Source organism: Apibacter raozihei, assembly GCF_004014855.1.
Lineage (GTDB): Bacteria > Bacteroidota > Bacteroidia > Flavobacteriales > Weeksellaceae > Apibacter > Apibacter raozihei.
In genome coordinates, this window is the sequence record NZ_CP034930.1 from 1917086 (window position 1) to 1938928 (window position 21843).

General features: G+C 31.0%; 18 protein-coding genes and 1 other RNA gene. 13 read left to right on the forward strand and 6 right to left on the reverse strand.

Translation table 11 applies throughout. The annotated features are described in order from the left end of the window. Positions 1–31: 31 nt before the first annotated feature. Positions 32–3079, reverse strand: coding sequence for a ligand-binding sensor domain-containing protein (locus EOV51_RS08550; RefSeq protein WP_128151839.1), 3048 nt, complete (start codon positions 3077–3079; stop codon positions 32–34). 367 nt (positions 3080–3446) lie between these two features. Between EOV51_RS08550 and pafA the strand changes: the two genes are divergently transcribed. Both pafA and EOV51_RS08560 read left to right on the forward strand, forming a co-directional pair. Beyond that, the gene (pafA, locus tag EOV51_RS08555) at positions 3447–5120 is read left to right on the forward strand and encodes an alkaline phosphatase PafA (protein WP_128151841.1); all 1674 of its coding nucleotides are present in this window, start codon (positions 3447–3449) and stop codon (positions 5118–5120) included. A 75-nt stretch (positions 5121–5195) separates the two neighbouring features. Next, the gene (locus tag EOV51_RS08560; protein ID WP_128151843.1) at positions 5196–6386 is read left to right on the forward strand and encodes an OprO/OprP family phosphate-selective porin; all 1191 of its coding nucleotides are present in this window, start codon (positions 5196–5198) and stop codon (positions 6384–6386) included. A 126-nt stretch (positions 6387–6512) separates the two neighbouring features. On the opposite strand, the gene EOV51_RS08565 is transcribed toward EOV51_RS08560, so the two are convergent. The 3 genes from EOV51_RS08565 to folE are packed head-to-tail and all read right to left on the reverse strand — an operon-like array spanning position 6513 to position 9036. Beyond that, a complete protein-coding gene (locus EOV51_RS08565) occupies positions 6513–6875 on the reverse strand; it encodes a hypothetical protein (RefSeq protein WP_128151845.1) in 363 nt (120 codons plus the stop codon). Positions 6876–6885: 10 nt separating this feature from the next. Continuing rightward, positions 6886–8364, reverse strand: coding sequence for a cysteine--tRNA ligase (gene cysS / locus EOV51_RS08570; RefSeq protein ID WP_128151847.1), 1479 nt, complete (start codon positions 8362–8364; stop codon positions 6886–6888). A gap of 3 nt (positions 8365–8367) precedes the next feature. Beyond that, positions 8368–9036, reverse strand: coding sequence for a GTP cyclohydrolase I FolE (gene folE, locus EOV51_RS08575; protein WP_128151849.1), 669 nt, complete (start codon positions 9034–9036; stop codon positions 8368–8370). A gap of 218 nt (positions 9037–9254) precedes the next feature. Here folE and EOV51_RS08580 point away from each other — a divergent pair, with 218 nt between their 5' ends. From EOV51_RS08580 to miaA, 4 genes are all read left to right on the forward strand, one after another. Further along, positions 9255–10352 (forward strand): NAD(P)H-dependent flavin oxidoreductase, encoded by a 1098-nt coding sequence (locus tag EOV51_RS08580; protein WP_128151851.1) that lies wholly within the window; start codon positions 9255–9257, stop codon positions 10350–10352. A gap of 416 nt (positions 10353–10768) precedes the next feature. Further along, the gene (locus tag EOV51_RS08585) at positions 10769–10954 is read left to right on the forward strand and encodes a hypothetical protein (RefSeq protein ID WP_128151853.1); all 186 of its coding nucleotides are present in this window, start codon (positions 10769–10771) and stop codon (positions 10952–10954) included. A 35-nt stretch (positions 10955–10989) separates the two neighbouring features. Then, complete coding sequence (locus EOV51_RS08590; protein WP_128151855.1) at positions 10990–11301, forward strand: YkvA family protein; 312 nt, start codon at positions 10990–10992, stop codon at positions 11299–11301. Further along, positions 11279–12211 carry a tRNA (adenosine(37)-N6)-dimethylallyltransferase MiaA gene (gene miaA, locus EOV51_RS08595; RefSeq protein ID WP_128151857.1) on the forward strand — a complete coding sequence of 311 codons (933 nt, stop codon included), beginning with the start codon at positions 11279–11281 and terminating at the stop codon, positions 12209–12211. Before EOV51_RS08590 ends, miaA begins: the two co-directional genes overlap by 23 nt. Before the next feature lie 44 nt (positions 12212–12255). On the opposite strand, the gene EOV51_RS08600 is transcribed toward miaA, so the two are convergent. Then, positions 12256–12876, reverse strand: coding sequence for an HD domain-containing protein (locus EOV51_RS08600; RefSeq protein ID WP_128151859.1), 621 nt, complete (start codon positions 12874–12876; stop codon positions 12256–12258). A gap of 26 nt (positions 12877–12902) precedes the next feature. After that, positions 12903–13346 carry a GreA/GreB family elongation factor gene (locus EOV51_RS08605; protein ID WP_228427605.1) on the reverse strand — a complete coding sequence of 148 codons (444 nt, stop codon included), beginning with the start codon at positions 13344–13346 and terminating at the stop codon, positions 12903–12905. 263 nt (positions 13347–13609) lie between these two features. Here EOV51_RS08605 and ffs point away from each other — a divergent pair. From ffs to rpmH, 7 genes are all read left to right on the forward strand, one after another. Continuing rightward, an RNA gene (gene ffs / locus EOV51_RS08610) (signal recognition particle sRNA small type) lies at positions 13610–13707 on the forward strand. Positions 13708–13776: 69 nt separating this feature from the next. After that, positions 13777–15426, forward strand: a complete 1650-nt coding sequence (locus EOV51_RS08615; RefSeq protein ID WP_128151861.1) for a CTP synthase — start codon at positions 13777–13779, stop codon at positions 15424–15426. Further along, positions 15413–17263: a membrane protein insertase YidC gene (gene yidC, locus EOV51_RS08620; protein ID WP_128151864.1), complete on the forward strand. Its 1851-nt coding sequence runs from the start codon at positions 15413–15415 to the stop codon at positions 17261–17263. Before EOV51_RS08615 ends, yidC begins: the two co-directional genes overlap by 14 nt. A 112-nt stretch (positions 17264–17375) precedes the next feature. Next, complete coding sequence (fumC, locus tag EOV51_RS08625) at positions 17376–18770, forward strand: class II fumarate hydratase (protein ID WP_128151866.1); 1395 nt, start codon at positions 17376–17378, stop codon at positions 18768–18770. Positions 18771–19163: 393 nt separating this feature from the next. Then, on the forward strand, positions 19164–20156 hold the full coding sequence (gene pfkA / locus EOV51_RS08630) for a 6-phosphofructokinase (protein WP_128151868.1): 993 nt from the start codon (positions 19164–19166) through the stop codon (positions 20154–20156). A gap of 43 nt (positions 20157–20199) precedes the next feature. After that, the gene (gene gap, locus EOV51_RS08635) at positions 20200–21210 is read left to right on the forward strand and encodes a type I glyceraldehyde-3-phosphate dehydrogenase (protein WP_128151870.1); all 1011 of its coding nucleotides are present in this window, start codon (positions 20200–20202) and stop codon (positions 21208–21210) included. A 283-nt stretch (positions 21211–21493) separates the two neighbouring features. Beyond that, positions 21494–21649 (forward strand): 50S ribosomal protein L34, encoded by a 156-nt coding sequence (rpmH, locus tag EOV51_RS08640; RefSeq protein WP_128151872.1) that lies wholly within the window; start codon positions 21494–21496, stop codon positions 21647–21649. Positions 21650–21843: the final 194 nt, after the last annotated feature.

Here is a 21843-nt window from a genome sequence, read left to right on the forward strand (position 1 = left end):
GAAACTTTTTTTTTATGAATTATATTAGCACTTATTTACATAAAGATTTTAAAATTTTAGCTATTAGGCTGTTAGGATGGGAAAGCTCAAATTCTTCAATAGCATTTATGTTATTTTTAATCCGGTTATTAAGTAATCGGCTAATGATTGGATTTAAATTGCTGTATACATTAAGGATTCCGGGAATAATCGTACGTTTTATATGTTTATCTGAAAATAACAATACCAGAATTTTAGCATTTTGACTCTTAAAATTATTTATTTTAAGTACCTCAGTGATTAAGTTAAATTCATCTTTAGGGAGACTATTAAAAAAAGTTGATAGTAATTCATCTATTTCTCTGGATAAAATAAAATTTTTATTTTGTGTTTCTGAATAAAGGGTATTTACGATAGAAGTATTAGAGTTTAGTGTATTTTCTTTCATAAGAATATCAATATTTAATTTATATTTCAAACACAAATTAAAAACTGTATTTAAAATTAAAAGTATTTGAGTTTGAACTTTTATTTCCTTTAAATCTTTAAGTATTTTCCATATTTCATGACCATAATCTGATAATTGACTGTATTTTGCTAAGGATACCCTCATAGAATCCGTATAAGAGTTATATAAAGTGTATTTTTCTAAAGTTTCACGTATCAGTATAATTTCTTTTTTTAAATGAATATGAGAATAAATATTCGTATTATTATCTTTTACAAAATCAGAAATTAGATGATCTTTTTTAAAACGAAGAACTGCAATCTTTTCATCATACATACTTTTGTACATATTTTCCATATGATTTAATAAAACATCAGTATATCCTTCAATAATTATTCCTGAATTAATTAATCTTATTATCTCAGTAATCTCATTCTTAAGCTTGTAAAAATCATTTATCCAAAGATAATTCGTATCAATGCATATTTTAAGTTTATAGCAGTCACCGGTGTTTTGAATTTCTTCCGACTTGGATATCATTTTAAGAGATTCGAATGAATTTATTTCTTTTAACTGTTTTTTTTGCTTTAATAATATTAATATAAATAAAGAATATATTGAGTTGATTTGTTTAGTAAAAAAAATTTTTTGATTTTTTGGTTTTTTCTTGTCAGTTATTGATAAATTTTGTTGTATGTTCCAATAAATATCTAAGATTTCTAAATCAGAATTTTTTATTAAGTCAGGTAAATCAATAATAAGATCTTTTAATTTTTGAACTCTACATTCAAGTTTTATATTTTTTAAATAAACAGTTTTATAAATTGTATAAAAAATAAAACAAAAGAAAAAACAAAAGGTGATAAAAAGAGACCAATAATTTATTTTATTAAGATGTATTTCTTCATATTTTTTTAAATTGTCAGAATTTATCTTTAAAACTCCGGATTCCGTACATAAAAGAATATCGTTCGATTGAACCAGTGAATTATAGATGCTTAAGTTTTGAAAGCCGGGTGATTTAATTTGAAAACTATCCTGATGTATATAAAAAGGGTAAATACCCTTATTAGAAATCGCTAAAAACATACTGTCGTTAACAGGCTTCAGCTTATTTATGTTCAATGAATAGACAGGAAATTTAAATTTTTTATAAATGATGTGCTTATTAGTGAGAATGATAAATTCTTTATTATTTATATTTGTTAATATAAAATCTTTGATTGATGGATAATCTCTAGTATGGCTTATTTTTTTTAAAGTATCGGAGTAAAGATAAATTCCGTTGTTCAATGTTGAAAAATAAACATTTTTATTCAGCTTATAAAAAGCCGTAATATATAATGATTCGGCTGAGTATTGTTTTTCAATTTGAAAGTCTTTATTTAAGTAATACAAACCGGATTGAGTTCCTATGAGATAGGTGAAATCAGTTAAATTCTCTGAACTTGAAAATGTTGAAATAATACGTGATGGACACTTAAATATAAATTCAGATTTAGCTAAGGGGTAAAAAGATTTTAATTTAATTTTTATTCTGTAAACCTCATTCTTGTCTGTATAATAATACAAATAATTACCAATAACATCTATTCCTGCTATGCTCTGATTTTGATCTAAAGTGCAAACCCAATAAGCTTTTAATGAGTTATTTTTCAAACAATATAAATCATTCTGCGAAGTCAGGAAATAAGAGAAACTGCTGTTTTGAAAGGAAGTAATGATCCTTTTATTCTCATTTTTATATTTAAGATTGTAATTAAAAGGAATCTTCCACAGAGCATTCTTACTTATGACATAGATAAGTTTTTGCAAAGAATCGGAAACACAAATATTTCTCCCTTCGAAACTTAACGGAAATCCATCCAAATTTTGTATGGAAAATTTTTCGGATCTATAAGTAAGCGTGAAATGATGGGAAGATAGTAGAGTTGAAAGTGTATCAGTATTTTTTATAAATACTTTTGAGTTTTCTTTAACCTGCTTTTTTTTCCAATTTTTCTGATCATAAGATTTACTATACAAATAGTTTCCACTTAAAGCATATAAAGTATCTCTGAAAACAGAAACATACTCAATAGTTTTATTTTTAATCAAATACGTATATGAATTTTTATTTCTATTGTATGAAACCAGTCCTTGAGAAGTGGAACCCAGAATTAAACTGTCCTGATAAATGCAAATATTATGTGTTATCAGCAAATGGTTATTTTTATTTCGTGTTCCGTCAGTAAGTGTGATAACCGGTTTCATATCAATAAAGTCTGATTTTAAAGAAGTTTTATATAATCCAAACGAAGTAGCTACAAAAAGAGAATCTTTATCCATAATATAATCATATGGGGAATATTGATAACCCTTATTGTGAATCGTGTAGGTTTTTATTTTTACTAAATTTTTGCTTTTAGTATTTTTCCAGACTTCTAATCCATTATTTCTGGAAGCAACAAGAAGTAACGTATCAGATTTATAACTAATAGAAGAAACTTTATATATTCTGTCATCAGCTAAATTAAATTTTTTCACCTCGTAATTGGAAAATTTAAAAACTTTTCCATTCTCAGAACCTATCCAAATAGAGTGTGTAAAATCTGTTGAAATGGATGACAGCTGATCATCAAAAAAAAATTCTGCCTGATTCAGTGGAAGCAAAGAATGATTTTTTTTACAAGAAAATAAACATAATAGAGTAAGAACCTTAAATAAGTAAAGATAATTTTTCATATAATTTTAATGTGGAGTTATTTTATATCTAATATCCATATATAAAATCGGAACTTTTGGTTTTTATTAAAATAAACCAGTTGGAAATCATTTTTAATTTTTTTGTCATTTTTTCAGATAAAATAATTTTTTCAGATTGTTTATTGAAAAAAAAATAATCATATCAAAGCAAAAAATACGATCTGATAAAATGCTTTTCTATTGTAAATAGTTGTAAGCAAATAAAGCAACAAATACAACCCATCAAAAAGCCTTTATATACTTAGGTTTATCCGAAATATTTATCGAAAAGATTATGAAAATTAAAAAATGTACTCTTGCTTTATTGAGCTTTTTGATGTTATGCTCATTAGTCAAAGCACAGAAAAAGAAACAGGAAAGTCATCCAAAATTAGTCGTTGGAATTATTGTAGATCAAATGAGATGGGATTATCTATATCGTTTGTACGATCGATATGGAGACAATGGTTTTAAAAGATTATTAAATGAAGGATTTTCATTTGAAAATTGTATGGTTAATTACATACCGTCATTTACAGCCATTGGTCATAGTACAGTTTATACAGGTTCCGTACCATCCATACATGGAATTGCCGGCAATGATTTTACCGAACAGGCAACCGGTAGAAATATTTATTGTACTGAAGATCCTAAAGTAAAAACAGTAGGTATTGATGATCCGGAAAATAAAGTAGGAAAAATGTCACCGTATAACCTTAAAGTGACAACAGTAACAGATCAATTGAAATACGCCACTAATTTTCGTTCTAAAGTAATAGGAGTGTCATTAAAAGATAGAGGTAGCATACTTCCTGCAGGCCATGCCGCAGATGCGGCATATTGGTTTGATGCTAAATCAGGAAATTGGATAAGCAGTACATATTATATGCAGAGTCTTCCAGCCTGGTTATCTCAATACAATGCCAAAAAAATGCCTGAAAAATATCTTTCAAGAGATTGGAATCCCGAATACCCAATATCTACCTATATCCAAAGTCCGGATATTAAATTATTAGGTAGATATGAAACAGGATTTAAAAATTATGAAACTCCCTCATTTCCTATGAAAACTTCTGAAATGATAAAAACTTTAGGAGTTGGTTTGATTCAATATACACCATATGGTAATACAACAACTACAGATATAGCCAAACTGGCAATTGACAATGAAAAATTGGGAAATAACTCTTCAGGAGATACCGATTTTCTTGCAGTTAGTTATTCATCTCCAGATAAGATGGCCCACCATTATTCCATAAATTCAATTTTAACAGAGGACTCTTATATCAAGCTGGATAAAGAAATAGCAGATTTATTGAATCATTTGGATTCTAAAATAGGAAAAGGTAATTATCTTGTATTTCTAAGTGCAGATCATGCCGGAAATCCAAATGCAAAATTCCTTAATGATCATAAAATGCCCGCAGATGTTTGGGTATTCTCACCCTATGCAAAAAAACTAAATGATCACTTAAAATCCAAATTCGGGAAAGATAATTTGGTAAGAAGCTTTATGAATTATCAGGTAAATTTAAACTATGATGCTATCAAAGAAAGTGGTTTAAACATAGAGGAGTTAAAACAAAGTTGTATAGATTATCTGCAAACTATGGATGGAGTTTTGTATGCCGTAGATATGAAGAAAGCATCTCAGGCTACGGTACCTCATTATATTAAAGAAAAAATTATTAATGGTTATAACAAAGACCTTTCAGGAGAAATACAAATTATTTTAAAGGCAGGTTGGTATGACTGGGACTATCCGGATCCTACTAAAGGAGGAACGCATGGGACCTGGGGACCCGATGATGCGCATATTCCTTTTATCTTAATGGGGTGGAGGATTCCACATGGCCGGACTACTGAAGAAGTGTATATGACAGATATTGCACCCACGATTTCGGCTTTATTAAAAATACAAATGCCGAGTGGAGCCATTGGAAAGCCGGTAGATTATAAAATGAAATAAAAGTCAATTACATAGCTTCTTTCAGGATTATGTATGGGTCCTGAAGAAGCTAAACTTAATCTTATGCCATAAAAAATGAACATAGTAAAAATTAAAAATTTTTCTTTAGGTCTTTTCTTATTCTGTATTATGGGAAATGGTCAGTCACTAAATGTTAAAACCGGTGAAGGTGAAGATGATAAAATATCTGTGACCATGGGGGGACGGATAGTTTTCGACGGAGCTTTATATTTCGATGATAAAACTCCTTTGGGAAACGGGACAACTATCACTGATACAAGGTTAACAGCTAAAATGACCTATAAAAAATGGGACGTAAAGATTGATATGGGGTTTAACGATAAAAAAGTAAACACAAAAGATTTACATCTCAAATACAATATTAATGATAGATCTTGGGTCAAGCTGGGGTATTATGGAGAACAATTTGGGCTCGAAAACTGGGAAGGATCTGCCTGGCAAAAGTTCATGACAGCTTCTGTAAGTACACAGGTATTTGGAACTAGTCGTCAGTTAGGCATAACTTATGTAAATTGGAATGATAAAGTTTATTATAGCGGGGGAATCTTTTCAGATAATGACGCCATATCCGATGTAAAAGAAGGAAATCAGGGTTATGCTTTTATAGGAAAATTATCTTATGCACCATTGAACAGCAAAAAGAATTTAATTCATTTAGGTATATCTGCCGAGTATCGCACCGGAAATAGAAATGGAGTTGATGAAAATAATAATACTCAGAGATTTATGAATTATTCAAGTAATTTAGATACCAGAGTTGAAAAAAAGAAACCCATAAATTTTACCCTTGATCAGGTTAAAAATCAGCTGCGATTTGTTGCGGAATTTATAACTGCTTCAGGACCTTTTTTCTTACAGGGAGAATATTACAATCTCCATGTAAATAGGAGAAAAGAGTATCACTCGTATGATGCTTACGGTTTTTATGCACAATCAGGTTTATTGCTGCTGGGAGATCAATTATATAAATATAATCTGGAAGATCGTCGGTTAAAAAGACCTAAAGATAAAACTCTGGAACTTGTCGTAAGATATGATTATACTGATCTTAACGATGGCTTTTTTTCAAATGAAAGTTTAAAAGGAGGTAGAATTAATGATTTTTCTGCGGGTATAAATTATTACCTGAATAAGTATATCGGATTTAAAATTAACTATTCCTATCTATCTTTAGGAAATAACAATAATTTTGGTACGAAAGAGAATATAAATTTATTGCAAGGAAGGGTTTTAGTTGTTTTTTAAAACAAAGTTGTTAGTTAGTTGTAAAGTCATTCTTGATGACCAAAAGTAAAATTTTAAAATAATTTGAACTTTTATTCCATTAATAAATGCAACAATTGAAATTAAAAAATAAATTTGAAAATAATCTTATTGAGAAAGCATGAGGTACTGTAACTCGTAAATAGGCAAACTCTGTGGATGTGTAGGATCATAATAGATAACAACACTGTCACCAATCTGGTTTTTATATTCCGGTTGCTTTTTAATAATGGTAGAGCGAAGATTGCCTTGATCATCTTTATATAGAATAGTCCAGGCATCAGGTTTTTCAGTGCCTATCTCAACTTTATTTCTTTCACCTGTAATCTTAGCCTTAGTCTTTTTGGCTGTTATAGGATTTATTACATTTTCCGCAGGAATCACAGTTGAATCTCCTGCGGTTTTATTTTTATGACTACAGCCGGTTACAATTAATATAAACAAGCATATAAACAAGTATCGGATATTCATAGCGGGGAGATTATTCAATATCATAAGTTGTACCTTCTTTTCCGTCTTTAAGAATAATCCCCGATTCTGATAATCGATCTCTGATTTCATCGGACAAAGGCCAGTCTTTCTCTAATCGGGCCTTGTTTCTTAAATCTATAAGTACTTTCATAGCACTATCCAGTTTACTGGTATCATTAAAACTATCGGAAAGAAGTTCCAGTCCTAATATATCGTAAAAATAAGAATGAACAGCCTTTTGAAATAATTCCAAATCCTGCGCTGATAAAGTTTCATTCTTTAAATCCAGATTATTAATAAGCTTAGCCGCATCAAATAAATGAGAAATTAAAATAGGTGTATTAAAATCATCATTCAGAGCCTCATAGCAATTATCTATCCATTCTTGAATATTAAAGCTGGAAGTAGAGCCGGGAGTAATTAAAGGAAGTTTTTCAATTGCAGAAGCTAAGCGGAAAAAACCTTTTTCAGCAGCCATAACAGCCTCATTAGATAAGTCCAGAATACTGCGGTAGTGAGCCTGTAAAAAGAAAAATCGAACAACAATAGGATGGATGGGTTTTTCAAAAAAAGAATTATTTCCGGAAATCAGTTCTTCTGGAAGAATGGTATTACCCGTAGATTTACTCATTTTCTGACCGTTTAAAGTAAGCATATTAGCATGAAGCCAATATTTTACAGGTTCCTCACCATAACTTCCTTTGGCTTGTGCTATTTCACATTCGTGATGAGGAAATTTTAAATCCATACCTCCACCATGAATATCAAATTGTTTTCCTAAATATTTAGTGCTCATAGCAGTACATTCAAGATGCCATCCGGGGAAGCCATCGCTCCAGGGAGAAGGCCATCTCATAATATGTTCGGGGGACGCCTTTTTCCAAAGAGCAAAATCCTGCGGATTTTTCTTTTCACCCTGTCCGTCCAAATCCCTTGTATTAGCAATCATATCTTCAATTCGTCTGCCACTTAACTCTCCATAGTTTCCTCCTTCATCATTATATTTCGTAACATCAAAATAAACCGATCCGTTAGCAACGTAAGCAAGACCTTTGGTAAGAAGTTCTTTAATCAGTTCAATTTGTTCAACAATATGTCCGGTTGCAGTAGGCTCTATATCCGGAGGTAATAAATTAAGCTGTTCAAGAACTCTATGAAAATTTAAAGTATATTTTTGAACCACCTCCATAGGTTCAATCCGTTCAAGACGGGCACGGGTTGAAATTTTATCTTCAGAATTATCATCCGTCAAATGACCGGCATCGGTTATATTACGAACATAACGTACTTTATAACCTAAATGGCGAAAATAGCGGTTTATCACATCAAAAGACAAAAATGTGCGGCAATTACCTAAATGTACATTATTGTACACGGTAGGACCGCAGACATACATACCGATAAAACCTTCATGTAGCGGAATAAAGTCTTCTTTTTTTCCGTGTAAAGAATTATAAAGTTTAATCTGATTGTCTTTAAATGTACGCATTTTCTAAATTTTAAAATGGGAGTCGATTCCTATATAATGTAAAAATTCTTTTCTTGTTGTCGGGTTGTTTCTAAACATACCGCTTAGCTCAGCAGTTACAGTACTGCTATTATAATCCTGAATACCTCTGGAGTTAACACACAAATGCTTAGCATCGATAACGCAGGCAACATCTTTTGTATTTAGAGCTTCCTTGATAGCTTCTACTATTTGTCTTGTAAGACGCTCCTGAACCTGAGGGCGGCGGGCATAATAATTAACAATACGGTTAATTTTAGATAATCCTATGACAGTGCCGTTAGAAATGTAAGCAACATGTGCTTTCCCAATTATAGGCAGGAAATGATGCTCGCAGGTAGAATATACGGTAATGTCTTTTTCTATAAGCATTTGTCTGTACTTATAGTTATTTTCAAAAGTTGAAACAGAAGGTTTATTTTCAGGAAGTAACCCTCCGAATATTTCATTAACGTACATTTTAGCCACACGCTTAGGAGTATCCCTTAAACTGTCATCATTCATATCCAGTCCAAGGATATTCATAATTTCAGCAAAATGTTTCTGAATCAGTTCTTGTTTTTTTTCCGGTGAAATTGCAAAAGCATCCTCTCTAATAGGAGTATACTCCGTATGAGAAGGATGATCTAGTTCTTCGTCTTCTTTACTAAACATTATAAAACCTCTAAATTTCTACAAAAATAAGTTTTTTTTTATAGAGGAAGAACACAAGATGCATTTGTTGTTTAAAAATTTTTCAATGTGTGTAAATTGAGTAATTACAATGATAATATGAAAAAAGCAAGCGTTATTAAATTAATGTTAAAAATATTTCAATAGTAATGTATGGGATAAAATTTTGTATTTTTGATCATCTAAAATTTGAATTAAAAATGAGATGGGAGAATAAAATTATTCAATTATTAGGTATTGATTATCCGATTATTCAAGCACCCATGTTTGGAGTAGCTACTCCTGAAATGGTAGTGGCTTCAGCAAAAGCAAATATATTAGGCGTACTACCTTTGGGAGATTTATCAGCAGAAAAGTGTGTGGAAATAATCCGAAAAACCAAGAAAATGACTAATAAGCCTTTTGCGGTTAATATTTTCGTTAATAATATACCTCCGATTACTGATGAATTAAAAATCAAATATAAAAATGCAAAACAGTTTATTCAAAAATTGGCATATCAACATTCAATTGATTTTGTATTACCGGAATTAGAAGATCTTCAATTTACAGATTATCAGGATCAAATAGATGCAATAATTGGTGAAAATTGTAAAATTTTAAGTTTTACATTTGGTAAGCTGGATAAACAAAGTATAGAAAAACTAAAAGTTAACGAAACTTTTTTAATAGGTACCTGTACCTCAGTTGAGGAAGCAAAAATACTAGAAAATTTAGGTATTGACATAATTTGTGTTCAAGGAATAGAAGCAGGTGGACATAGAGGGAGTTTTGTTAATGAAGATATTCTAGATGATATTCCAAAAATAGGAGGGTTATCTTTGCTTTCACAAGTATATGATCATGTGAATGTTCCTCTTATTTATGCTGGAGGTATTTATAATGCAAATACTTTATTAGCCTCGAAGATTCTTGGAGCACAAGGTTTTCAGATTGGAAGTTTACTTTTAGGTTCAGTTGAAAGTTCATTAAATGAAGCTGAAAAAGCAAGATTAAGAAGTGTTAAAGAAAAGGATGTTATCTTGACGAAAAGTTTTTCTGGAAAATATGCGAGAGGTATAAGAAATATTTTTATTGATACAATAGAAAATACGGAGTTTATATTACCTTATCCGTATCAATATAAATTGACCTCCGAGTTGAAAAAAATTGCGAAATCCTATAAAAACACCGACTTTGTAAGTATTTGGACAGGACAATCACTTAATTCTTTCTCAGGGAATTCTACCACGCAAATTATTGAAGAATTGATTCAGCAAACAGAAAATATTAAAAAGTCAATTATTAATAATGAATAAAAAACAGAATTTTTTTCTAACAAAATCAATAAATTTACAAAGTATAAATGGAAGTTTTAATATTACTATTTACCCAGAGCTATTCAACTTAATCAGCATTGAGGAACAAAAGATTAAATAAAAGAACCCTACCAACGCACATTATTTTACATACAAATGATTTACAATATTTTATAAATAAAATTTAGGAAAAAAGGTACATGAAATATACATTTAGTTTACGTAACTATTTTTTTATAAATAGATATTTTTTTCAAAGGAAAAGTCTTTATATTTAATTAGATATAAAAATAAAAATTTTTGTAATTAATTTGGATTTATCCGTATTCTAAAAGCTTTAAGTTATGACTTTAAAATAGTTAGAAGTGGAAATAAAGATGTATCTTTGCATAGAATATTTCTAAATAAATTAAGTCATGAGTAAGTACACACAGTATATACATGATACTTTTAACCAATATGCATATCCCGTTTTTCAATATGCATTTATTGCTTTGTCTCTGATCTTAGCTGTATGGTATATTGTAAAATTATTCAGAGAAACCTTTTTAACGAAAAAAAATGGATGTGGAGGCACTAATTGTAAATGTGGAAGAGACTAAAATTTATAAAACAAAAAATAATAAAACTTAAGTAGATGAAAGTAAAAATGTTGTTGGGAATTCTTATGGGTAATAAAAAATTTGTATCAAAATTCCCTGATTTATTCAGGATGTTAAAAACTTCATTATCCGGGAATTATAAGCCGGGAATAAAGAACATATTTATCTTTACGTTTCTAATCTTTTATATAATTTCACCTATAGATTTAATCCCTGGTTTTTTTGTTGGTATAGGAATACTTGATGACATTACGATTGCTTTTTTTGCTATGTCAAAGCTTTTCAAAGAAGTAGATAAGTTCCGGGAATGGGAAAAACAAAAGAATGCAGTCTTCGTTATCAAATAGTGACAAATCTAAAATTTTATTTTCAGTTATAGGTCCTACCGCTATCGGTAAGACTCGTCTTTCTATTGACATAGCACAACATTTAAATACTGAAATTATTTCTTGTGACAGTCGTCAGTTTTATAAAGAAATGAAAATAGGTACAGCCTTTCCCACCAAAGAAGAATTAAACGCAGTGCCTCATCATTTCATAGGTAACTTATCAATTTTGCAGGAGTATTCAGTAGGAGAATACGAAAAAGAAGCAATAACAAAAATCACAAACCTTTTCCAGAATTATAATCAAGTTGTTATGGTAGGAGGTTCCGGACTTTATGAAAAAGCTGTTAATGAAGGTCTGGATGAATTTCCGGATGCAGATTCTAAGATCAAAGCTTCGCTGATTGAGGAGCTAGAGTCAAAAGGTATAGAATATCTTCAGGAAAAATTGCTTAAGGTAGATCCTGAATATTACTATCAGGTTGATGTACATAATCCTTCCCGTATTGTAAGAGCTTTAGAAGTATACGAACAGACTGGAAAACCTTATAGTGCCTTTCGGAAAAACAACAAAAAATCCCGGAATTTTACAAGTATAAAAATAGGTTTGACAGCTCCCAGAGAAATTATATATGATAGAATTAATCAAAGGGTAGATAAAATGATGCAACAAGGATTACTTGAAGAGGTGCGAGAATTGTTGCCGTACAGAAATACCAACGCTTTGTTAACGGTTGGATATAGAGAATTATTTGATTTTCTTGACGGAGTATTGTCACTGGAAAAAGCAATTGAGGAAATCAAAAAAAATTCGCGGAGATATGCTAAAAGACAGCTAACATGGTACAGAAGAGACAATTCGGTACATTGGTTTGAATATGACGAAACCGAATCGATTATAGATTTTGTTTTAGAGCAATGTAAGCTGTAACTACAAAAATTTATACTTACTCTTAGCATTTATCAAAATAGAAATTAATAATTTATAAGTTCATTTTTCAGATTTATACGTGCTTGAATTTCATATTTCAACTTAAAATGTTCAGTTTTAAATATGGAACTCATTTCAAGAAAGTGGGTAATGACTTTTTTTCTACCTGAATTATAAACAATGTCAGGATAAATAAAATATTCCTTTCTGATACTTTTTGCATAATCAAGGTAGAGATGTTCATTAGATCCTAAAATGGCAAGATCAGCATCTGTAAAATAATTTATTTCATTATTACCTTTATCATTATGATGTTGAGTGGCTAAAATCAAATTATAGCAGTTAATTATTTTCTCAGGAGAGCAACCTAACAGAATAAGTTTTTTCCGTGCAGCATTGGCACTCTTCTCTTCATTATTTTTTCGAAGAGTGTCATAGATGAAATCGTAATAAAAAGCAGAAAGTACAACTATAGGCCAGTCTGAAAATTGATTTTTTACCTCTGAGAGTTCTTTTATTAAATGATTAACATGGGTTAAAGTATGATAATGCCTTTTGGGGGAAGAGTATTTTGTTATAATTTCTACCCAAAGAGTAGTAACTAATTTATCATTCTTAGTAAAAGTATGACAGGTATCAAAAAAAAGCGTTTTTAAATATTCCATATTTATCAAAATCAAAGACTAAATACTTAATAAATATCTATAATAACTTCAGATTTATTATTTAAAACAAAAGTATCATTCTTAATCTTACCCAACATAGCCTTAGCTAAAGGAGATGTAATTGAAATTCCGATGATTCTTTTATCTCTCATTTCGAATACACCTATTCCGCATGAAATATAAAACAATCCGAGAGAAGTATAAACCAAAGCACCCAATGATACTTTAGAATTAGTAGCATCAGTAAGCTTACGAATTATTTCCTGTTGACCTAAAACCTCAGATAACTGTTTCTGTAATAAATTTATTTCTTGTTGAAGCATTTCACGAGATGTTTCATACTTATCACCCATACTGCTCTTAGTATCAGTATTAGATTCACGGGTTTCGAAAATAAGTTTTTGAAATTTAATTACTTTGTTGTCAATAATATCTTTTAACAAGGAAATAATTTCCTGTTTGTTTATCATAATACAAAATTAAGACGCTAAATTACTAAATAAGAATAATACACAAGAAACTGTTTCATTTATAAGTTATGAGAAATAAAAAGTAAATAATAAGATATGAAGATTTTTAATTTTTGAAATTCAATGAATTAGATTTATTATTTTACCTATTACATAAATAATTAATCCTGTTGTTAAATAACTAAAAACAGGAGATTAGAAAAATATAATTTAAAATACTGCTAATTTTTTTGTAAATTTTATAAAAAGTTATACTTTTGCACCGGCAAGTCCTGCACAACCAGCTCCTGTGAATCCTCCAGGGCGGGAACGCAGCAAAGGTAAACGGTTGTAGCGGTGTGATGCAGGTAGCTTGCCATTTTTTATTGGTGCTGACTGAATTGACCCGAACTAAAATTGAACTAATATATTCTAAATTTATAATAATACTATGTCTGACCAATCTTCTCCCAAATATATTTTTGTTACCGGAGGTGTAACGTCTTCTCTCGGAAAAGGAATTGTAGCTGCTTCTTTAGGAATGCTTTTAAAAGCAAGGGGATATAGAGTGACTATTCAAAAATTAGATCCCTATATTAATATTGATCCGGGTACATTAAATCCTTATGAGCATGGAGAATGTTATGTTACTGAAGACGGTGCGGAAACAGACCTTGATTTAGGGCATTATGAACGTTTCCTGAATAGCCCTACAAGTAAAAATAATAACGTTACTACAGGTAAAATATATCAGACCGTTATTGAAAAAGAGCGGAAAGGTGATTTTTTGGGTAAAACAGTTCAGGTTATTCCTCATATCACAAATGAAATTAAAAGAAGAATTAAAATTCTTGGGAAAAAAGGAGATTTTGATATCATAATAACTGAAATTGGAGGAACTGTCGGAGATATTGAATCATTACCTTATATAGAAACAGTACGTCAGTTAAGATGGGAGTTAGGATATCAGAATTCAATTGTAATCCACTTAACTTTAGTTCCTTATTTGGCAGCAAGTGGAGAGCTTAAAACCAAGCCTTCTCAACATTCGGTTCGACAACTCATGGAAAATGGAGTACAAACTAATTTTTTAGTATGTCGTACCGAACATCATATACCGAAAGCAGTACGTTCTAAACTTGCTCTTTTCTGTAACCTCAACATAGATAATGTCATTGAGAGTAAAGATCTTCCAACTATCTATGAAGTGCCCCTATATCTTCAGAAACAAAATTTTGACGCCTTAGTTTTAAAAGAATTAGGGTTACCTTCAGAAGATAACAAACCTGATTTAACACAATGGAATGACTTCCTGAAAAAATATAAAAATCCTAAGAATACTATAGAAATAGCTTTAGTGGGCAAATACGTTTCTTTACAAGATTCTTATAAATCCATAGTTGAAGCATTAATACATGCAGGAGCCAATACGGAAACAAAAGTGAATATTCGCTGGGTATACAGCGGAGATGTTACAAGCGAAAACGTTTCAGAGTATTTGAAAGGAGTAGATGGAGTAATTGTAGCACCAGGTTTTGGTGACAGAGCAATCGAAGGGAAAATATCCGCTTGTCAATACGTTAGAGTAAATAAAATTCCGTTATTGGGAATTTGTTTAGGAATGCAGATAGCAGTAATAGAATTTGCAAGAAATGTGTTAGGATATAAAGATGCAGATAGTGTCGAATTCAATTCTCAAACTTCATATCCGGTTATTTGTCTTATGGAAGAGCAAAAAAATATTACAACCAAGGGAGGTACTATGAGATTAGGCGCTTGGGCTTGTAAATTAAAAGAAGGTTCTGCCATCGAAAAAATATATCACACCAACGAAATAAAAGAAAGACATCGTCACAGATACGAATTCAACAGTGAATATCTGGAAGACTTTGAAAAAAATGGTCTGGAAGCTATAGGGTTTAACCCTGACACCGGTCTTGTAGAAGTAATTCAGGTAAAAGATCATCCTTTTTACATAGGGGTTCAATACCATCCGGAATACAAAAGTACGGTAGCAACACCGCATCCGTTATTCATAGCTCTTGTAAATGCAGCACAAAACTATCAAATAAAAAATAAGATTAAGAATGCAACAAAATAAATTTGACAAAAACCAGCTTATTGGTTTTATTCTGATAGGAGTAATTTTAATAGGTTTTTTAGTATATTCAAATAAACAGCAAAAAAATCAAATTGCTACAGCACAAAAAGAAGAACAGATAGCCGAAAAAGCTGAAAAAACAGCTTCTGATACAAAAACAGTTACCCCTCAACCTGTAAAATTCGATTCAACTTCTCAATCAAAAATCGAACTAATTCCTTTTACTAATAAAGATTTAGAAGTTAAAGTAAGTACTCAGGGAGCTCAGTTAAGAGAGGTAAAGCTTACTAAATGGACATCTTACGATAAAGACAGTAAATCCCATAAAAAAGATCTGATTCTGGTAAATTCTGAAAATTCAGATTTTAACATTTCATTTAAAGATAAAGCAGGAAAAATAATTAATACCAGAGATCTGATATTTGCACCTGAAAAAAATGATACGGCAACCGTATTTGCAGCAAATTTAGAAAATGGAGCCTTTATAAAGTTTATATATCAGCTGAAAGGGAAATACTCACTTGATTTTTCAGTTGAAACTAAAGACCTTACAAAGATTACTTCAGCTAAGCACGTATCTTTAAATTGGCAGCAAAATGCCTTGGCACTTGAAAAAGGAAAATCACAGGAAACTATATATACCGAATACAGGTATAGTTTAAATAATCATTCACAAACTGATTATGATACCAACGGATTTGAAGAAGCAAAGGACAAATTGGACTGGATAAGTGTAAAACAACAGTTTTTTGCAACCATATTAGAATCCCAACAAGGATTTAAAAACTCCAAAGGAACTCAGGAATCAGAAAAAGACGATCCTGTTTATTTGAAAAATTTTGTATTTTCAAGTATAATTCCTGTTGAGAAAGGAGAAATAAATCAAAATTATACGTGGAATTTCCTTCCTTTGGATTATGATTTATTAAAGTCCTATAAAACGGATTCCGGACAAAGTAAACAATTCGAATATAACATACCCTTCGGATGGATGAAATGGTTATGTATATTCTATTTGTGGATATATAAATTCTTAGCCCAATTTGGAATAGCTGCAGGGTGGATTATATTCCTGATGACCATAGTTGTAAAATTAGTAACCTCCCCTATAATGTATAAGCAATACATACAGGGAGCTAAAATGAGGATACTAAAACCGGATATTGACGAATTAAATGAAAAAAACAAAAATGCAGATCCATTAAAAAAGCAAAAAGAAACCATGGATCTCTATAGAAAAGCAGGAGTTAATCCGTTAGCCGGATGTTTGCCCGCTTTAATTCAGATACCAATATTTTATTCATTATTCAGGTTTTTCCCGAACAATATAGCACTTAGAGGTCAATCGTTCCTATGGGCAGATGATTTAACAGCATACGATTCTATATACGAATGGACAACTCATATTCCTCTTTTATCCAGTTTTTACGGAAATCACATCAGTTTGTTCACTATTTTGTATTGTGTAGTATTACTTATATATACCAAAATGTCTACATCAACTATGCAGGCTCCGACTCAGGAAGGAATGCCGGATATGAGATTTATGATGTACTTAATGCCTGTAATGTTTATTTTCTGGTTAAATTCATATGCTTCAGGTTTGTCTTGGTATTATTTGGTGTCCAATGCAATTAATATACTTTTAATTCTTCTCATTAAAAACTTTATGATCAATGAAGATAAAATTCATGCAAAAATGCAGGAGAATAAAACAAAGCCTGTTAAGAAAAAAAGTAGATGGCAGCAGAAAATGCAGGACATGATGGAACAGGCACAACAACAGCAAAAACAAATACAGGAACAGAAAAACAAGCAAAGCAAAAACAAGAAATAAAAAACATATTATAAATTTAATTAGAAGCAGTCTAAATTAGACTGCTTTGTTTTTTGTATTAACTTAAAAAATACGTAACTTTCAATAGTGAATTTTAAAAAATATTAAAACTATGGAATATCGTATTGAAAAAGATACAATGGGGGAAGTAAAAGTTCCTGCAGATAAATATTGGGGTGCACAAACAGAAAGATCCAGAAACAATTTTAAAATTGGTCCCGAAGGTTCAATGCCTCATGAAATTATTGAAGCATTTGCATATTTAAAAAAAGCAGCAGCTTTTACCAATGCAGAATTAGGAGTACTTCCGGTAGAAAAAAGGGATTTGATAGCTACAGTTTGTGATGAGATATTATTAGGTCAGCTTGCTGATCAATTTCCTTTAGTAATATGGCAAACAGGATCAGGAACACAATCCAATATGAATGTTAATGAAGTTATATCTAATAGAGCGTTAGTACTTAAAGGTGGAAAATTAGGAGATAAAAGTCCTATACACCCCAATGACGATGTTAACAAATCGCAATCATCCAACGATACTTACCCGACTGCTATGCATATAGCAGCCTATAAAAAAGTAGTATCTCATACACTTCCAGCGGTAGAAGAATTGAGAAATACTCTTCACGAAAAATCATTAAAATTTAAAAATGTTGTTAAAATTGGTCGTACACACCTGATGGATGCTACTCCTTTAACTTTAGGGCAGGAATTTTCAGGTTATGTGGCGCAACTTGATTATGCGATAAAGGCAATCAAGCATACATTGTCACATTTATCGGAATTAGCATTAGGAGGAACAGCTGTTGGTACAGGATTAAATACTCCGCAGGGATACGATACTAAAGTAGCGGAATATATTTCTTCATTTATAGGATTACCCTTTGTAACTGCTCCAAATAAATTTGAAGCTTTGGCATCACACGATGCTATTGTCGAAACACATGGTGCATTAAAACAATTAGCAGTAAGTCTATTTAAAATAGCACAGGATATACGTCTGATGGCATCTGGCCCGCGAAGTGGTATTGGTGAAATATTCATACCTGAAAATGAACCTGGATCTTCAATTATGCCTGGAAAAGTAAATCCAACTCAAAACGAAGCTATGACTATGGTTTGTGCACAGGTTTTAGGAAATGATACAGCAATTTCTTTTTCAGGTACCCAAGGAAATTACGAGCTAAATGTTTTCAAACCAGTAATGGCCTATAATTTTCTTCAGTCAGCCCAACTTTTAGGAGACGCATGTTTATCATTTAATGAACATTGCGCTGTTGGAATAGAACCTAATGATTCAAGAATAAAAGAATTAGTAAATAATTCATTAATGTTGGTTACAGCATTAAATACCCATATAGGATATGAAAATGCAGCTAAAATTGCTAAAACTGCACATAAAAATGGTACAACGTTAAAAGAAGAAGCCGTCAATCTGGGGCTGGTAACAGCAGAACAATTTGACGAATGGGTAAGACCGGAAGATATGGTAGGAAGTATGAAATAAAATAAAAAGGGGAATTAATTCCTCTTTTTACTTTTTGAATTATTAATTTAATGTTAATGTTCGTGTAATCTATTATTCATGATAAGTATTGGTATTGTTTTTGAAATATTATATCAGATTCAAGAAAAAAATATTTTTTATCTTAAAATATAAAAGATAAATAAGTATACAATTAAAAATTTAAATTAACTGCAATAAAAAGCTTGAAATATTTGAAATTCAGTTTTATAAAATCAAGGATTGAACACAGGAAGTTTTAACTACAAAATTAAAAAAATTAAATTTAGTAATAAAACTAAAAAATATGATATATGTTTTAACAGGAATGCCGTATTTAGTACTGTTAAATCCATAAATGATTAGTATATTTGCATGGAAAAATTGATATAAAATATGTCTAACAACACTAGCAAAATAAAGAAAATAGGAGTGTTAACTTCAGGAGGAGATTCTCCGGGAATGAATGCCGCTATCAGATCAGTGGTAAGAACTTGTAATTACTACGAAATTCAATGTAGTGGAATAAGAATGGGATATGATGGATTAATAAATGGGCATGTTGTTGATTTAGGACCACGCTCAGTAAGAAACTTAATCAACAGAGGAGGTACCGAATTAAAATCGGCACGTTCCGATGAATTCAGAACTCCCGAAGGTAGAGCAAAGGCAGCTCAAACAGTGAAAAAATATAATATTGATGCTTTGGTTGTTATCGGAGGTGATGGTTCCTTTACTGGAGGTATGACTTTACAGAAAGAACAAGGAATACCATTCATAGGAATACCAGGAACTATTGATAACGATATTTTTGGTACTGATTTCACCTTAGGTTACGATACCGCATTAAATACTGTAGTTGAAGCTATAGATAAAATAAGAGATACAGCAACATCTCATAATCGGGTTTTCTTTGTAGAAGTAATGGGTAGAGATGCAGGTTTTATAGCATTAAATAGTGGTATTGCGACCGGAGCTCTTGATATTCTGATACCAGAAGAAAAAGATAGCATCGAAGATTTATTTTCTGCCTTTGATAATGCTAAAAAAAAGGGCAAAATCTCAAGCATCATTGTAGTAGCTGAAGGGGAAAAATTAGGTGGAGTTTATGATCTTGCTAAGTTTACTAAAATGAAATATCCGGAATTTGATGTCAGAGTAACCGTCTTAGGACATATACAGAGAGGTGGTTCCCCTACGGTAGCAGACAGGGTATTAGCATCTAGGTTAGGAGTTGCTGCTGTTGAAGGTTTAATGGCAGGTAAATCCAATGTTATGGCAGGAATGCAATCAAATAAAGTAGTATTTACCCCTATCGAAGAAGCAATAAAAAAACATAATGAAATAGATAAAGAGCTGATTAAAGTAGCTAACATCTTATCTATGTAATCATTTTTTAAAATAATTTAAATAACAATTAAAAATAAGTATTATGTCAAAAATTAAAGTTGGTATTAATGGTTTCGGTCGTATTGGCCGATTAGTATTTCGTGCAGCACAAGACAATGATAATATTGAAATAGTTGGAATTAATGACCTTATAGACGTTGAGTATATGGCTTATATGCTAAAATACGATACAATACACGGACAATTTAAAGGAAGCGTTGAAGTTAAAGACGGTAAATTAGTTGTTAACGGTAAAGCTATAAGAGTAACTGCAGAAAGAAATCCTGCGGATTTAAAATGGAATGAAGTAGAAGCTGAGTATGTTGTTGAATCTACAGGGCTATTTTTATCTAAAGATAAAGCACAAGGTCACATTGATGCAGGTGCAAAATACGTAGTTATGTCTGCTCCTTCTAAAGATGATACTCCTATGTTTGTTTGTGGAGTTAATGATAGCTCATACGTAAAAGGAACTCAATTCGTATCTAATGCATCTTGTACAACAAACTGTTTAGCTCCTGTAGCTAAAGTTTTAAATGATAAATTTGGTATCGTTGAAGGTTTAATGACAACTGTGCATGCAACAACTGCAACTCAAAAAACAGTTGACGGACCTTCAGTTAAAGACTGGAGAGGTGGACGTGCAGCTGCCGGAAATATTATCCCTTCATCAACAGGAGCTGCAAAAGCAGTAGGAAAAGTAATTCCTGAGTTAAACGGTAAACTTACAGGTATGGCTTTCAGAGTTCCAACTTTAGATGTATCTGTAGTTGATATAACTGTACGTTTAGCTAAAGAAACTTCTTACGAAGATATTTGCAAAGCAATGAAAGAAGCTTCAGAAGGTGAATTAAAAGGAATTTTAGGTTATACAGAAGATGAAGTAGTTTCTTCAGACTTTATTTCTGATCCTAGAACTTCCATCTTTGACGTTAAAGCAGGTATTCAGTTAAGCCCTACTTTTGTTAAAGTGGTTAGCTGGTACGATAATGAATGGGGATACTCAACTAAAGTGGTTGAATTAATTTCCAGAATGGCTAAAATAAACGGATAGTCAATTTATTAAATCGTTGATATTTGTTAAAGCCGTCTTTAAAAGATGGCTTTAACTGTTTTATATCTTCAGCTAGTTCGTCACTGTTTATAATAAGTTCTTAAATATGAGTTAAAAAATGAATTCTTAGTGTTTTTGAGCTAAGCTTATTTTATCACCCATAAAATATTGTATTAATTCAATAATAAAAAAACAATTTAAAGTAGGATTATAAAAAATAAATACTATCTTTGCACCCTCAAAGAGAATATAACTGAAATTAAAGATATAAGATAATATAACAATGAAACGTACATTTCAACCTTCAGAACGTAAGAGAAGAAACAAACACGGCTTCCGTGAAAGAATGGCGACAGCTAATGGAAGAAAAGTCTTAGCAAGACGAAGATCAAAGGGCAGAAAGCAATTAACTGTTAGCGCTATTAGAGCTAAAAGATAACTTGCTTAGAACATATCTAATAAGTAAAATCGCTAAATTAATTTTTAGCGATTTTTTTTGTTTTAATATTTTTGAGTTGTTTCATTGCTTACGCGTTATAAAGATAATTACACTTTTTATGTATGTTTTACAAAATATTTTCTTAGTTGAATTTTTATTTTATTTATTAAATATAAATTTATTTTTTTAATATC

Excerpts from the sequence above, each read along its gene's own strand:
- pafA (WP_128151841.1), top strand. The coding sequence starts at position 3,447 with ATGAAAATTAAAAAATGTACTCTTGCTTTATTGAGCTTTTTGATGTTA.
- EOV51_RS08560 (WP_128151843.1), top strand. The coding sequence starts at position 5,196 with ATGAACATAGTAAAAATTAAAAATTTTTCTTTAGGTCTTTTCTTATTC.
- EOV51_RS08565 (WP_128151845.1), bottom strand. The coding sequence starts at position 6,875 with ATGAATATCCGATACTTGTTTATATGCTTGTTTATATTAATTGTAACC.
- cysS (WP_128151847.1), bottom strand. The coding sequence starts at position 8,364 with ATGCGTACATTTAAAGACAATCAGATTAAACTTTATAATTCTTTACAC.
- folE (WP_128151849.1), bottom strand. The coding sequence starts at position 9,036 with ATGTTTAGTAAAGAAGACGAAGAACTAGATCATCCTTCTCATACGGAG.
- EOV51_RS08580 (WP_128151851.1), top strand. The coding sequence starts at position 9,255 with ATGAGATGGGAGAATAAAATTATTCAATTATTAGGTATTGATTATCCG.
- EOV51_RS08585 (WP_128151853.1), top strand. The coding sequence starts at position 10,769 with ATGAGTAAGTACACACAGTATATACATGATACTTTTAACCAATATGCA.
- EOV51_RS08590 (WP_128151855.1), top strand. The coding sequence starts at position 10,990 with ATGAAAGTAAAAATGTTGTTGGGAATTCTTATGGGTAATAAAAAATTT.
- miaA (WP_128151857.1), top strand. The coding sequence starts at position 11,279 with ATGCAGTCTTCGTTATCAAATAGTGACAAATCTAAAATTTTATTTTCA.
- EOV51_RS08600 (WP_128151859.1), bottom strand. The coding sequence starts at position 12,876 with ATGGAATATTTAAAAACGCTTTTTTTTGATACCTGTCATACTTTTACT.
- EOV51_RS08605 (WP_228427605.1), bottom strand. The coding sequence starts at position 13,346 with ATGATAAACAAACAGGAAATTATTTCCTTGTTAAAAGATATTATTGAC.
- EOV51_RS08615 (WP_128151861.1), top strand. The coding sequence starts at position 13,777 with ATGTCTGACCAATCTTCTCCCAAATATATTTTTGTTACCGGAGGTGTA.
- yidC (WP_128151864.1), top strand. The coding sequence starts at position 15,413 with ATGCAACAAAATAAATTTGACAAAAACCAGCTTATTGGTTTTATTCTG.
- fumC (WP_128151866.1), top strand. The coding sequence starts at position 17,376 with ATGGAATATCGTATTGAAAAAGATACAATGGGGGAAGTAAAAGTTCCT.
- pfkA (WP_128151868.1), top strand. The coding sequence starts at position 19,164 with ATGTCTAACAACACTAGCAAAATAAAGAAAATAGGAGTGTTAACTTCA.
- gap (WP_128151870.1), top strand. The coding sequence starts at position 20,200 with ATGTCAAAAATTAAAGTTGGTATTAATGGTTTCGGTCGTATTGGCCGA.
- rpmH (WP_128151872.1), top strand. The coding sequence starts at position 21,494 with ATGAAACGTACATTTCAACCTTCAGAACGTAAGAGAAGAAACAAACAC.